Origin of the sequence: Pseudomonas sp. H26/SER47-MNA-CIBAN-0231 (genome assembly GCF_040310465.1) — a bacterium.
GTDB lineage: Bacteria > Pseudomonadota > Gammaproteobacteria > Pseudomonadales > Pseudomonadaceae > Aquipseudomonas > Aquipseudomonas atacamensis.
Genome location: NZ_JBEOPW010000006.1, coordinates 87,308 through 101,235, shown reverse-complemented (window position 1 = coordinate 101,235; position 13,928 = coordinate 87,308). Strand labels below are relative to the sequence as shown.

Here is a 13,928-nt window from a genome sequence, read left to right as displayed (position 1 = left end):
CATTCCTTAAGCGTCTTCCATAAGAAAACACAGGGGCTTGTCATGAATTTTTCCGCACTACGTCGCACTCTGCTGGTCGGTTCGCTGGGTCTTGCGCTCAGCGCTGGCCTGATCGGTCAGGCAGTGGCCGGTGAGCAGTTGCAACAGATCAAGGACAAAGGCGTGCTCAACGTCGGCCTGGAAGGCACTTACCCACCGTTCAGCTACGTCGACGAGAACGGCAAGCTGTCCGGTTTCGAAGTGGAGCTGTCCGAAGCGCTGGCGCAAAAGCTCGGCGTCAAAGCCAAGATCCAGCCGACCAAATGGGACGGCATCCTCGCCGCACTTGAATCCAAACGTCTGGATCTGGTGGTCAACCAAGTGACCATCTCCGACGAGCGCAAGAAGAAGTACGACTTCTCCGAACCGTATACCGTCTCTGGCATCCAGGCCCTCGTGCTGAAAAGCAAAGAGTCGGCGCTGAACATCAAGACTGCCGCTGACCTGTCCGGCAAGAAAGTCGGTGTCGGCCTGGGCACCAACTACGAGCAGTGGGTTCGCGCCAACGTGCCGGGTGCTGACGTGCGCACCTACGATGATGATCCGACCAAGTTCGCCGACCTCAACAACGGTCGTACCGATGCCATCCTGATCGACCGTCTGGCTGCCCTCGAATACGCCAAGAAAGCCCCGAAAACCGTGGCTGCCGGCGAGGCCTTCTCGCGTCAGGAATCCGGTATCGCCCTGCGCAAAGGCGAGCCTGAACTGCTGGCTGCGGTGAACAAGGCGCTCGACGAACTGCGTGCTGACGGCACTCTCGAGAAACTGTCGAAGAAATACTTCAACGCAGACGTCACTAAATAATGGAAGAGGCTTTCCAACTCGCGCTGGATTCCGCGCCCTTTCTGTTGAAGGGCGCGTACTACACGGTAGTCCTCAGCCTCGGCGGGATGTTCTTCGGTCTGCTGCTGGGCTTCGGCCTTGCGCTGATGCGCCTGTCGCGCTTCAAATCGGTCAGTTGGCTGGCCCGCATCTACGTGTCGTTCTTTCGCGGTACGCCATTGCTGGTGCAGCTGTTCGTGATCTATTACGGCTTGCCGCAACTGGGCATGGAGCTTGATCCGCTGCCGGCAGCACTGATCGGTTTCTCGCTGAACATGGCCGCCTACGCCTGTGAAATCCTCCGTGCCGCGATCGGTTCGATCGAACGCGGTCAGTGGGAAGCCGCTGCGAGTATCGGCATGACCCGCGCGCAGACCCTGCGCCGGGCCATCCTGCCGCAAGCGATGCGCACGGCATTGCCGCCGCTGGGCAACAGCTTCATTTCGCTGGTCAAGGACACGGCGCTGGCCGCGACCATTCAGGTGCCGGAGCTGTTCCGTCAGGCGCAGCTGATTACCGCCCGGACTTTCGAAGTCTTCACCATGTATCTTGCCGCCGCGCTGATCTACTGGATTCTGGCCACGGTGCTTTCGCACTTGCAGAACAAGTTGGAAGAGCGGGTCAATCGGCACGACCAGGAGTCCTGACGCGATGATTGTCGTGGAAAAACTGACCAAGCAATTCAAGGGTCAGGTCGTGCTCAACGGCATCGACCTTGAGGTAAAGGAAGGCGAAGTCGTCGCGATCATCGGCCCCAGTGGCTCGGGGAAAACGACGTTCCTGCGTTGCCTGAATTTCCTTGAAGAACCCACCAGCGGCCGGATCAAGGTCGGCGATATCGAAATCGATACCAGCCGCCCGCTGAACCAGCAGCAGAGTCTGGTGCGCAACCTGCGCCAGCACGTCGGCTTCGTGTTCCAGAACTTCAACCTGTTCCCCCACCGCACTGCTTTGGAAAACGTCATCGAAGGCCCGATCGTGGTCAAGAAGATGCCGCGCGACCAGGCAGTTGCTCTGGGTAAAAAGCTGCTGACCAAAGTGGGGCTTGCCGGCAAAGAGGACGCCTACCCGCGCCGTCTCTCCGGTGGCCAGCAACAGCGCGTGGCGATTGCCCGGGCGCTGGCGATGGAGCCGGAAGTGATTCTGTTCGACGAACCGACTTCAGCGCTCGACCCGGAACTGGTCGGTGAAGTGCTGGCGACCATTCGCGGTCTTGCCGAAGAAAATCGCACGATGGTGATTGTCACCCACGAAATGGGTTTTGCCCGTGACGTGGCCAATCGCGTGGTGTTTTTCGACAAGGGCGTAATTGTTGAACAGGGTGAAGCCAAGGCACTGTTTGCCGACCCGAAAGAAGAACGCACCAAACAGTTTCTCAGCAAGTTTCTGAATCACGCCTGACAACTTCCTCAGTAATACCCCTCCACTTCCACGGATGGAAGTTACCTCTCTCCCGGCATTTCAATCTTCTCTACATTTGTTACTTGCGAGCGCAGATATATATTGCGCAACGGTTACGCGCATCTTCGACTCGTCATATTTTCATACGTTTGCCTGCGAACAAACCCGCGCAAAACCCTGCGCAATAGCCGTTTATCTGTAGCTGGTTTCGCGCGTACCACTAGGTATATTGCCTAGGTGACGTAGGAGCTTTCTGATTAACTTGTAATTCACGCATTAACTAAGCCCCTCTATTGACACCCCTCTCCGCAGACTTTTATCTAGTCGGCAACCGGCGCCAATTAGTTCAAACAACTCGCACTAAAATCGAACAAATAGTTTTCGCTCTTATTGCCAGTTGATTCGCGTCTTTTTTGTTGTCCAGAAACGGATTTCGCTGCAAGACTTCAAGGAGAGAAACCGATGACCCGCACTTCGCACACCCCCGAACTTGCAGCGCCAACGCTGGCATGCGCACAAAAAACCGGCATCAACCAGGCGACAGCGGCCCATCTGCTGATCGATGTACCGCCCTACCGCGACATGGACGTTGGCGATCTGATCGAACTGTTCTGGAACAAATGCTATGTCGCGTCAAAAGTCCTCAGCGCGGCCGATGTGGGCGAGTCAGTGAGCCTGCGGGTGCCGGAGAGTTTCATCACCAATGGCACCGCGCGCATTCACTACCGCGTGATGCAGGTCGGCCAGGGTCCGGCACTGTCGGCGGCGACCCGGGTGCAGGTCAAACTCGATTGCCCCGGTGGTCAGCCCACTGGGCAGTGCGAAGACGAAAACCAGCAACTGGCACCAGTGATCATCCCCGAAGCGATTCGCCGTCAGGGCGTGAACCCCAGCCAGATCAAACGCGGCGTGCCGCTGACCATCGAGCCTTATCTGAACATGGCAGAAGACGACGCCATCACATTGCGCTGGGGCGATGTGCGCATGGATCTGGCGGCGCTCACTGCGGCCGATGTCGGGCTGCCGATTCAGGTCTGGGTGCCACCGGCGGTCATTGTCGAAGCGGGCGAAGACCTGCGGCTGGACGTGACCTACTGCATCCTCGACCGGGTCGGTAACAACTCGCGCTGGGCACCGCCGCGCACGTTGAAAATCGGTTGCGTGAATCCGTACGTAAAAGTCCCGTTGAAACCCGAATTCAAGGCTGCCGAATCGCGTACCAAGTGATACCTGCCCAAGGTGGGAGGTCAGTAACCTCTCACCTGAAACTCGTTAACCAAGCCGAACATCCCCCCCTTCTATGCATATTCCTAAAAGTTAGTTTATTTAATTTTTATACACGCTTAGGGTATATACACCGGACCACCGGACATTCTTTCAATCGTCGCACTTCGCGGCGTTTTTCATGAGATGTGAGGTAGGTATGGTCCGGAACACAATCACCCCAGTGCATATCGCCAGGGCATTGCGTGCAGCCAGGGAGCGGCACTGATGTCCAGTCTTGCAGATGCCAACGTGCAGTCCGATCTGGACATCGCCCCGCTGTTGTTGCCCGCGCAAGTACTGCGCAACGACGCTCAAGCGATCAAGGCCGCCCACGAGCTGGCGCAAGCCGCCCGTGTGCAGGCGGCCAAACGCGACCGTCAGCGCAAGCTGCCATGGTCGGAAATCGAACAGTTCACCCGCAGCGGTCTGGGCAGTATTGCCATCCCGCGCGAATACGGTGGCCCGCAGGTTTCCTTCGTCACATTGGCCGAAGTATTTGCGATCATTTCTGCCGCCGACCCGGCGCTCGGACAGATCCCGCAGAACCAGTTCGGCATCATCCATCTGCTGCTCGGCACCGCCACCCAAGCGCAGAAAAAGCAGCTGTTCCAGAGTGTTCTGGAAGGCTGGCGCATCGGCAATGCCGGCCCGGAACGCGGCACGAAAAACACCCTGGAACTGAAGGCGCGGATCACCGCTGACGGCGACGATTACGTAATCAACGGCCAGAAGTTCTACTCCACCGGCGCGCTGTTTGCGCATTGGGTCGCGGTGAAAGCGCTCAACGATGACGGCAAGCAAGTGCTGGCCTTCGTCCGTCGCGGCACGCCGGGGTTGCGCATCGTCGATGACTGGTCGGGCTTCGGTCAGCGCACCACCGCCAGCGGCACGATCCTGCTGAACAACGTGCGCGTCGAGTCGAGCCTGGTCATCGACAACTGGAAGATCAACGACAAGCCGAACACCCAGGGCGCAGTGTCGCAGCTGATTCAAGCGGCCATTGACGCCGGCATCGCCCGTGGCGCCATCGACGACGCCATCGACTTCGTCAAAACCCGCGCACGGCCATGGATCGACGCCAAGGTCGAGCGCGCCAGCGATGACCTCTACGTGATCGCCGATATCGGCAAACTGAAAATCGAACTGCACGCCGCCGAAGCGCTGCTGCGCAAGGCCGGAAAAGTGCTCGATGACGTCCACGCCGCGCCGCTGACTGCCGAATCGGCGGCACGCGCTTCGATCGCCGTGGCCGAAGCGAAAGCGCTGACCACCGAGATTTCGCTGCTGGCCAGCGAAAAGCTCTTCGAACTGGCCGGCAGCCGCGCGACCCTTGCCGAATTCAATCTCGACCGCCACTGGCGCAACGCCCGCGTGCACACCCTGCACGACCCGGTGCGCTGGAAATATCACGCGGTCGGCGCCTATCGCCTGAACGGCACTTTGCCGGCTCGCCATTCCTGGATCTGAGACGACCAGTCATCTGGAGAACCCCCTATGACGCTTTCCCATCACGTCGCGCTCATCACCAGCGATGAGCAAGCCCTGATCGTCGCCAGCGACCTGGCCGAAGATTTCCAACGCGACAGCGCCCTGCGCGACCGCGAACGCCGCCTGCCATTGGCCGAGCTGGAAGTGTTTTCCCGCTCCGGCCTGTGGGGCATCAGCGTGCCGAAAGAATATGGCGGCGCGGGCGTATCCAACGTCACCCTGGCCAAAGTCATCGCACTCATCGCTCAGGCCGACGGCTCGCTCGGGCAGATTCCGCAGAACCATTTCTACGCACTGGAAGTGCTGCGCGTGAATGGCAGCGATGAACAGAAACAGCGTCTGTACGCCGAGGTCCTCGCCGGTCAACGCTTCGGCAATGCGCTGGCGGAATTGGGCACTAAAACCGCTCACGACCGCGTCACCAGCCTCGAACGCGACGGCGCTGGTTATCGCATCAACGGTCGCAAGTTCTACTCGACCGGGGCGATTTACGCGCAGCGCATCCCGACCTCCGTGGTCGATGAAAACGGCGTACAGCAACTGGCCTTCGTCCCGCGCGAGAGCAAGGGCCTGACGGTGATCGACGACTGGAGCGGCTTCGGCCAGCGCACCACTGGCAGCGGCTCGGTAGTGTTTGAAGATGTGTATGTAGCGGCGGAAGAGGTGCTGCCGTTCCAGAGCGCTTTCGAACGCCCGACCACGGTCGGCCCGCTGGCGCAGATTCTCCACGCCGCCATCGACACTGGCATTGCCCGCGCCGCTTTCGAAGATGCCTTGCATTTCGTGCGCAGCAAGACCCGTCCGTGGATCGATTCCGGCAACGACAAGGCCACCGAAGATCCGCTGACATTGAAGAGCTTTGGCCACTTGAGCATCCGCCTGCACGCCACTGAAGCATTGCTTGAGCGTGCCGGTGAATTCCTCGACGCCGCGCAAGCCGAAACCAACGCGGAAACCGTCGCCGCCGCATCGATCGCAGTCGCCGAAGCGCGGGCGATCAGCACGGAAATTTCCCTCGCCGCCGGCAGCACGCTGTTCGAACTGGCCGGCAGCCAGGCGACGCTGAGTGAACACGGCCTCGACCGGCACTGGCGCAACGCGCGCGTGCACACCCTGCACGACCCGGTGCGCTGGAAATATCACGCCGTGGGCAATTACTACCTCAACGATGAAAACCCTCCGCTGCGAGGGACGATCTGATGAGCGCTGCGAAAAAGAAGATTCTGCTCAACGCGTTCAACATGAACTGCATCGGCCACATCAATCACGGCCTGTGGACGCATCCGCGCGACACCTCGACCCGCTACAACACGATCGAGTACTGGACCGAACTGGCGCAGTTGCTTGAGCGTGGATTGTTCGATGGCTTGTTCATCGCTGACATCGTCGGCGTCTACGACGTCTACCAGAACTCGGTCGACGTCACGCTGAAAGAGTCGATCCAGTTGCCGGTCAACGATCCGCTGCTGCTGGTTTCAGCGATGGCCGCCGTCACCAGAAACCTCGGCTTTGGCCTCACCGCCAATCTCACTTACGAGCCGCCGTATCTGTTCGCCCGACGCATGTCGACGCTCGATCATTTGAGTCGCGGCCGCGTTGGCTGGAACATCGTCACCGGTTATCTGGACAGCGCCGCCAAAGCCATGGGTCTCAACGAGCAGGTCGAACATGACCGCCGCTACGACCAGGCCGAAGAATATCTGCAGGTCTTGTACAAGCTCTGGGAAGGCAGCTGGGAGAACGGCGCGGTGCGCAACGATCGCGAGCAGCGCATCTACGCCGACCCGGACAAAGTGCACAAGGTCGTGCACCAGGGCGAGTTCTATCAGGTCGAGGGTTATCACCTCTGCGAGCCGTCGCCGCAGCGCACGCCGGTGCTGTTTCAGGCCGGCAGCTCCGATCGCGGCTTGCTGTTTGCCGGGCGTCATGCCGAGTGCGTGTTCATCAGCGGCCAGAACAAACCATCGACCAAAGTGCAGGTCGACAAGGTCCGCGCCAGCGCCGTCGAAGCCGGGCGCAATCCTCAAGACATCAAGGTGTTCATGGGCCTCAATGTGATCGTCGGCGCCACCGCAGAAGCGGCGTGGGCCAAGCATGCCGAGTATCTCAGCTACGCCAGCGCCGAGGCCGGCGTGGCGCACTTTTCCGCGTCCACCGGTATCGACTTTGCCCAGTACGAAATCGACGAACCGATCCAGTACCTGAAGAGCAATGCGATTCAGTCGGCGACGAAAAACCTGCAGAACAACGACTGGACCCGGCGCAAATTGCTCGACCAGCACGCCCTCGGTGGCCGCTACATCACCGTGGTCGGTTCGCCTGAAAAAGTCGCAGATGAGCTGGAGTCGTGGATCGCCGAAACCGGTCTGGACGGCTTCAACCTGACCCGCATCGTCACCCCGGAAAGCTATGTCGATTTCATCGAACTGGTGATTCCCGAGTTGCAGCGGCGCGGCTCGTACAAGACTGCGTATGACAGCGGGACCTTGCGCGAGAAATTGTTTCACGGTGAGGCGCAGTTGCCTGAGCAACATACCGGCTCTTCGTACCGACGCTAAAAGCATCGCTGGCAAGCCAGCTCCCACAAGGGTCTGCGGCGCACACAAAACCTGTGGGAGCTGGCTTGCCAGCGATGAGGCCACAACAGACACCACAAATCTTATGCACTGACTGGAAAAACCACCATGACCAAAAAAACCCTGTCCCACCCAGTCAAAGCACTGGCCTTGGCCTTCGGCCTGTTCAGCTCGGCTATCTTCGCCGCCGACGCCCCGTTGAAAATCGGCACCACCGCCGCTTTTGCCATCCCGCTGGAAGCCGCCGTCGAGGAAGCCTCCAAACAAGGCCTGAAAGTCGAGCTGGTGGAATTCACCGACTGGATCGCGCCCAACGTCAGCCTCGCCGCTGGCGACATTGATGTGAATTACTTCCAGCACATCCCGTTCCTGGAAAACGCCAAAGCCGCGTCCGGTTTCGATCTGGTGCCATTCGCTCCTGGGATCATCAACAACGTGGGCCTGTATTCGAAGAAATACAAAAGCTTCGATGAACTGCCCGAAGGCGCCAGCGTCGCCATCGCCAATGACCCGATCAACAGCGGTCGCGGTCTGCAATTGCTCGCCAAGGCCGGGTTGATCACCCTGAAACCGGGCGTCGGCTACAAAGCCACCGAGGACGACATCGTCGCCAATCCGAAGAACATCAGGATCCTGCAGGTCGAAGCCGTGCAACTGGTGCGCGCCTATGACGACGCCGACCTGGTCCAAGGTTATCCAGCCTACATCCGTCTGGCGAAGACCTTCGATGCCGGCTCGGCGCTGCTGTTCGACGGTCTCGATCACAAGGAATACGTGATCCAGTTCGTCATCCAGCCCAAGAGCAAAACCGACCCGCGCCTGATCAAGTTCGTCGACATCTATCAGCATTCACCGGCCGTTCGCGCGGCGCTGGACAAGGCCCACGGCAAGCTCTACCAGGCCGGTTGGGAAAGCTGAACATGACTGCGGCGATCCAACGGCGACTGGAGCTTCCAGAGCCACACAATGCTGAAAAAACCGAGCTGCATCCCGAGTTGAATCGCGCCCACGTACGCTTTATTGGCGTGGGCAAAACCTACAACGGCCGACAAGGTCCGGTCGCGGCCTTGCAGGGCATCGACCTGGCGATTCAGCGTGGTGAAGTGTTCGGCATCATCGGCCGCAGCGGCGCCGGCAAGTCGTCGCTGATCCGCACGATCAATCGCCTGGAACAGCCAACGTCGGGGCGGGTGTTGATCGATCAGGTGGATATCGGCGAGTTCGATGAAGACCGCCTCGTCGCCCTGCGCCGGCGCATCGGCATGATCTTCCAGCACTTCAATCTGATGTCGGCCAAGACCGTCTGGCAGAACGTCGAGTTGCCGCTGAAAGTCGCCGGCGTGCCGAAGGAGCAGCGCGACAACAAGGTTCGCGAACTGCTCGAACTGGTCGGCCTGCAAGGCAAGCACAAGGCGTACCCGGCGCAACTCTCCGGTGGGCAGAAACAGCGTGTCGGCATCGCCCGTGCGCTGGTGCATGACCCGGACATTCTGCTCTGCGATGAAGCGACATCGGCGCTCGACCCGGAAACCACGCAGTCGATCCTCGGCCTGTTGCGCGAGATCAACAAACGCCTCGGCCTGACCATTGTGCTGATCACTCACGAAATGGCAGTGATCCGCGAGATCTGCGATCGCGTCGTCGTGCTTGAGCATGGCCATGTGGTCGAGCAAGGCCCGGTGTGGCAAGTGTTCGGCAATCCGCAACACGCAGTCAGCCAGACTTTGCTCGCGCCGCTGCGACACGCCTTGCCGGAAGAACTGCAAAGCCGCTTGCAGGCGCAATCCACGGCTTCAAATGCAGCGGTGGTGTTGCGTTTGCAGTTCACCGGCAGTGCCGCTGATGAGCCGGATCTGGCCGCGTTGTTCGCGGCATTGGGTGGCCGAGTGAAGCTGCTTCAGGGCGGCGTGGAAAGGATTCAGGGTCATGCGCTGGGGCAGCTGTTGCTGGCCGTCAGCGGCTCGGCGTTCAGCGCCGAGCAATTGCGCGAACGCGCCGGGCAGTGGGCGCAACGAGTGGAGGTATTGGGCTATGTGGTTTGATCGCTTGCTGCAGGGTTTTATCGACACCTTTTTAATGGTTGGCGTGTCCTCGTTGATCGCGCTGCTGGTGGGGATTCCCATGGCGGTGATTCTGGTCACCAGCGACAAGAGCGGGATCTATGAGGCGCCGCTGTTGAACCGTGCGCTGGGCGCCTTCGTCAATCTGTTCCGCTCGATCCCGTTCCTGATCCTGATGGTCGCGCTGATTCCGTTCACCCGCCTGATCGTCGGCACTACCTATGGCGTGTGGGCCGCTGTGGTGCCGCTGACAATCGCCGCAACGCCGTTCTTCGCACGGATTGCCGAAGTGAGTCTGCGCGAGGTCGATCATGGTCTGATCGAAGCCGCACAGGCCATGGGTTGCCGGCGCTGGCACATCGTCTGGCATGTGCTGCTGCCCGAGGCGCTGCCGGGGATTGTCGGCGGCTTCACCATCACCCTGGTGACGATGATCAATTCGTCAGCCATGGCTGGGGCAATTGGTGCTGGTGGGCTGGGGGATATCGCTTACCGCTACGGTTATCAGCGCTTCGACAGCCAGATCATGTTGACGGTGATCGTCTTGCTGGTGGCGCTGGTGGCGGTGATTCAGTTGGGTGGCGACAGGCTGGCGCGGGGGCTGAATAAGCGCTAAGGTCGATAGCGGCAGGTGGCCATCAACCACGCCCATCTGATCGCGTTATTTTGGGCGATGCCCTTCGTTAAAATCAGATGCTTCCTACACCACTTTTGTCGTTTCGCCAGCCTGAAGCACGCGGGTTTGCAGGACGATTCCTAGAATAATTTGCCCGCTTGTACCCGAAATATCCTGTAGCTAATCTCCGGTCGTCACTGTTTTGCGGTGACTGGATTCAGTTGTCCGGCCGGCAACTGATCCGCGTGCAGCCGCCGTCCTGCTCGTTTAGTCGCGAAATGGTTGGCTCCCACTTGAAGTCAGGAGTTTACCCATGGAAAAGAAACTTGCCGATCCGCCACTCAGCCTTACCTCAAGCAAGCGGTTCACCGAGGATTTGCTCAAGGATCGCTCTGCACTGTGCCGCGCCGTCGACTCACATCTGGCCGGCAATCAGGTCACGTTGGCTGGACAGAAACGCGTCTACAGCATCAGCGAAGATGTGACGCTGGAGGACGCCCAACTGTATGTTGCCGATCTGCTGCGCTGCGCTTCGGTGACCGTCCATCAATGCGGTGACCAGCTCGGGGGCGCGGATCGGGCCATGGTGTTCTCGGTCTGGCATCTGCTGGAAATGGCCAAGGCGATGATGGACCGCTCGATCGATTGTCTGGGAGCCAAGCAGCACTGAAGCCTGGCACCCATCGCCGCCTGCACTGGCCCCAGCGCAGGCGGCGTTTTTTGCCGGTGAAAAAGCTTATAGTCCGCCCTCACACCGCCAATACAGCATCGAACATGAAGCAAACGCCCAGCGACCTCGAACAGATCACCGCCACTACCCTCGGTCACTACAACTCGGTGGCCGAGGATTTCCGTGAAGGCACTCGCGACCACGATGTCAGCCAGAACATAGAGGCCTTGCTGCGCCACATTCAGGCTGAGTCGCCGTTGACAATTCTCGATTTCGGCTGCGGGCCGGGCCGGGATTTGCAAACCTTCACGCGCATGGGCCACGTCGCGATCGGCCTTGATGGCTCACAGGAATTCGCGCGCATGGCCCGCCAGGACAGCGGTTGTGAAGTCTGGCAGCAGGACTTTCTCAAGCTTGATCTGCCGGCCGAGCGCTTCGACGGCATCTTCGCCAATGCCGTGCTGTTTCATGTGCCGTTGCAGGTGTTGCCGCAAGTGCTACGGCAACTGCACGGCACCTTGAAACCGGGTGGCGTGCTGTTCAGTTCCAATCCGCGTGGCGACAACCAAGAAGGCTGGAATGGGCCGCGCTACGGCTCGTATCACGATCTCGAGGCCTGGCGCGGGTTGCTGACGGCGGCGGGGTTTGTCGAGCTGGAGCATTACTACCGGCCAGCGGGGTTGCCGCGCGAACAGCAGCCGTGGCTGGCGAGCGTGTGGCGCAAAGTCTGAATCAGGGCGCCGCTTGTACCTGATACTGGCTGTCGCTGCCGTCCGCTAACAGTGCAGTCATGCTGTGTCCCGGTAACGTCCGGCCCTGCCAGTTGCGTGGAGCGGCGTCGAAATTGGCCAGCAGTCGCGTGCCGTCGGCAAACGTCGTCTGCTGGACCAGGCGATCCTCGCTCAACCAGTCAAAAGCGGTCAGCGCTTGCGTCGCGAGACGTTCGTGCAGCGGACGAAAGAATCGATCCTGACGCACGATCAACGGCAAGCGCTGATCAAGGCTGGCCGCACTCAGGTGGTACAGCGGCGGTACGTTGTAGAGCAACTGGGTGAGCTCGTTTTCCACCCGCACGTCGCTGAGTTTCAGATTATCGAACAACCAGTGATGACTGGTGATGACAGAGCCGTGGAACACCGCCTGATACAGCGGTAAACGGCTGACGGGGGCGAAATGAACGCGTCGGTAGTCAGCCTTCAATCGGGTCGGTTTGAAGAACACCGCAGGCTGCTCCGGTGGGTACCATTGGCCGACGAAAAAGTCCGCTGTGCCCGGCTGCTGCATGTCGCGATCGCCCCAACCGATCACTGGCGTCTGCATGCCATGTGCGAACAAGACCCCCTGAGCGGTGGCGGCATTGCCATCCTCGGAGCCGCTCGGCAGCTGCAACACCTCGTTGATCCAGCGCGATGCTGCAACATTGCCCGCGGCATTCTGCGCCTGGGTCATCGGTGCGCCGGGACGATAACTGTCGAAGAGCATGCCAGCGGCGTAGGCATCGAGAAACCAGCTGTTGAACCCGACAACCTTCTGGATTGCATGGATGCGCCGCTCAAGCAACGGTCGCACACATCGCGGATCGGTATAGTGACCGGACTGCTGAAACCCGCTTTTCAGCGCACCGTTTTCCTCCACGATCGCGCACTCGGTATTGGCCCGATCGCCGAGGTGCGCGGTGGTCCAGTCCGGATTTTCGTCCTCGCGCAGCGCGGTTTCATAGGAGTCATAGGGGGCAATCAGATACCCCGCAGAGACGGCGGCGCGCACCGCCTCCGGGTGCCAGAGTCCACCTTCCCAGCCCTCGCCGAGCCCAAGCCATAAACGCGAAAGTCCAGCGCTCTGCAAGCGTTCAGTGGTTCGTCGCGACAAGGTGCGCCCCCAGCGCGAAGGATCAGGCGCCAGCGTACCCTTCAGAACATCGGCCAGCTGCTCGCGCACCTCAGCGTACCCGTTGGCCAGCGCCTGCATGTCCGGCACCGCACGCGCCTGCCAGGTTTTGCGCGCCTGAACGTTCAGCGCGCGATTGAGACTGCGCAGCATCACAGTCTGTTGATAGCGATTGAGTACGGTCTCGCTGGCGAGCAACCGCAGCGCTTCAGCATCCATTGCTGCCCGAAGTTCACTGACCAGCACACCCGAGCCGCGCAACCGGGCAATCAGCAGCGGCCAGTTGCGCACATCGTCAGGGCCGAGCAGGTCGTTGCCCCATAGATAGACATGCGCGGCACCGATCAGCTTGGCGGCTTGCGGGGTCTTGATCAGCTTGTTCGCCAAGGTTTCATATTGATCGCTTTCAATGAGCCACTGCTTGTAGCGCTTGGCCCCGGCCAAGGGATCGACATCGCCGAGAAACAGGCTGAAGGTCAGCGGTTTTGAGGGTTCAAGCGATGTGAATCGATGCCGGGCCGACAGCCCCAGTGCATCACCATTGGTCTTGAAGCGCAGTTGGTTGTTGTAAGGGTTGGTCAGCAGCCAGTGCAGGCTGAAATTCTCGTACTCCATCCCCCAAAGCGGCAGGCTCAAGTCCTGGGTGGTATCGAGCGCGCCCTGCGCGAGCAGGAACTTCTGCCACACCCGGTCACCGCGCGGCACGTAGCGCCCTTCGGCAAGCGGCCAGATCAGCGCCTGGCCCATTGCACTGGCGGGCTGATGAATAAACTCGATTTGCGAGGGCGAGTTAGCCGTAATCGAAAACGTCAGGTCACGCTGGTCCAGGTCAACACTGAGCAACCAGCGCCCATCGTCCCATTGCCAATCGATGCGATTGCCGCGCCTGACAATGTCGCTGACCTTGTGCCGCAGCAAACCGGCCGAGGCCTGCACCGGCGCAGCGCCGGCGGCTTCAACGCGCACCGCCAGCGTCGCAGGATCGACCTGCACCCGCCAAAGCTGGTTTTCCAGCAGCACTTCGGCCAGTACTGCCGGCGACAGGCTCAAGCCAGCGAGCAGCAACCATCCGCGTAACAAGCCGGAAACAGTCGACATGGCAC

The 13,928-nt window shown here is 60.2% G+C and carries 13 protein-coding genes; 12 read left to right on the top strand and 1 reads right to left on the bottom strand.

The window, feature by feature from the left end:
• The first annotated feature begins 42 nt into the window (after window positions 1–42).
• The 12 genes from tcyJ to AAEZ10_RS11660 all read left to right on the top strand — a co-directional run bounded on the left by tcyJ (window position 43) and on the right by AAEZ10_RS11660 (window position 11,669).
• Window positions 43–843, top strand: coding sequence for a cystine ABC transporter substrate-binding protein (gene tcyJ, locus AAEZ10_RS11715; protein ID WP_016772199.1), 801 nt, complete (start codon window positions 43–45; stop codon window positions 841–843).
• The gene (gene tcyL / locus AAEZ10_RS11710; protein ID WP_016772200.1) at window positions 843–1,508 is read left to right on the top strand and encodes a cystine ABC transporter permease; all 666 of its coding nucleotides are present in this window, start codon (window positions 843–845) and stop codon (window positions 1,506–1,508) included. Before tcyJ ends, tcyL begins: the two co-directional genes overlap by 1 nt.
• 4 nt (window positions 1,509–1,512) lie before the next feature.
• Complete coding sequence (tcyN, locus tag AAEZ10_RS11705; protein WP_071174057.1) at window positions 1,513–2,262, top strand: L-cystine ABC transporter ATP-binding protein TcyN; 750 nt, start codon at window positions 1,513–1,515, stop codon at window positions 2,260–2,262.
• A gap of 462 nt (window positions 2,263–2,724) precedes the next feature.
• Window positions 2,725–3,489, top strand: a complete 765-nt coding sequence (locus tag AAEZ10_RS11700; protein WP_243241528.1) for a hypothetical protein — start codon at window positions 2,725–2,727, stop codon at window positions 3,487–3,489.
• 264 nt (window positions 3,490–3,753) lie between these two features.
• The gene (locus AAEZ10_RS11695) at window positions 3,754–4,995 is read left to right on the top strand and encodes an SfnB family sulfur acquisition oxidoreductase (protein ID WP_350569294.1); all 1,242 of its coding nucleotides are present in this window, start codon (window positions 3,754–3,756) and stop codon (window positions 4,993–4,995) included.
• A 27-nt stretch (window positions 4,996–5,022) separates the two neighbouring features.
• Complete coding sequence (locus tag AAEZ10_RS11690) at window positions 5,023–6,216, top strand: SfnB family sulfur acquisition oxidoreductase (protein WP_350569292.1); 1,194 nt, start codon at window positions 5,023–5,025, stop codon at window positions 6,214–6,216.
• Window positions 6,216–7,574 (top strand): LLM class flavin-dependent oxidoreductase, encoded by a 1,359-nt coding sequence (locus AAEZ10_RS11685; protein WP_350569290.1) that lies wholly within the window; start codon window positions 6,216–6,218, stop codon window positions 7,572–7,574. Before AAEZ10_RS11690 ends, AAEZ10_RS11685 begins: the two co-directional genes overlap by 1 nt.
• A gap of 126 nt (window positions 7,575–7,700) precedes the next feature.
• Complete coding sequence (locus tag AAEZ10_RS11680; protein WP_110644773.1) at window positions 7,701–8,510, top strand: MetQ/NlpA family ABC transporter substrate-binding protein; 810 nt, start codon at window positions 7,701–7,703, stop codon at window positions 8,508–8,510.
• A 2-nt stretch (window positions 8,511–8,512) separates the two neighbouring features.
• Window positions 8,513–9,634: a methionine ABC transporter ATP-binding protein gene (locus AAEZ10_RS11675; RefSeq protein WP_350569288.1), complete on the top strand. Its 1,122-nt coding sequence runs from the start codon at window positions 8,513–8,515 to the stop codon at window positions 9,632–9,634.
• Entirely contained in the window at window positions 9,624–10,268 is a 645-nt protein-coding gene (locus tag AAEZ10_RS11670) for a methionine ABC transporter permease (RefSeq protein WP_122611154.1), read from the top strand. The genes AAEZ10_RS11675 and AAEZ10_RS11670 overlap by 11 nt, the downstream gene beginning before the upstream one ends.
• 313 nt (window positions 10,269–10,581) lie before the next feature.
• Complete coding sequence (locus AAEZ10_RS11665; RefSeq protein ID WP_016772210.1) at window positions 10,582–10,938, top strand: DUF6124 family protein; 357 nt, start codon at window positions 10,582–10,584, stop codon at window positions 10,936–10,938.
• Window positions 10,939–11,042: 104 nt separating this feature from the next.
• Window positions 11,043–11,669, top strand: a complete 627-nt coding sequence (locus AAEZ10_RS11660) for a class I SAM-dependent methyltransferase (RefSeq protein ID WP_039756397.1) — start codon at window positions 11,043–11,045, stop codon at window positions 11,667–11,669.
• A 1-nt stretch (window position 11,670) separates the two neighbouring features.
• On the opposite strand, the gene AAEZ10_RS11655 is transcribed toward AAEZ10_RS11660, so the two are convergent.
• Window positions 11,671–13,923, bottom strand: coding sequence for a glycoside hydrolase (locus AAEZ10_RS11655; RefSeq protein ID WP_350569285.1), 2,253 nt, complete (start codon window positions 13,921–13,923; stop codon window positions 11,671–11,673).
• Window positions 13,924–13,928 lie beyond the last annotated feature (5 nt).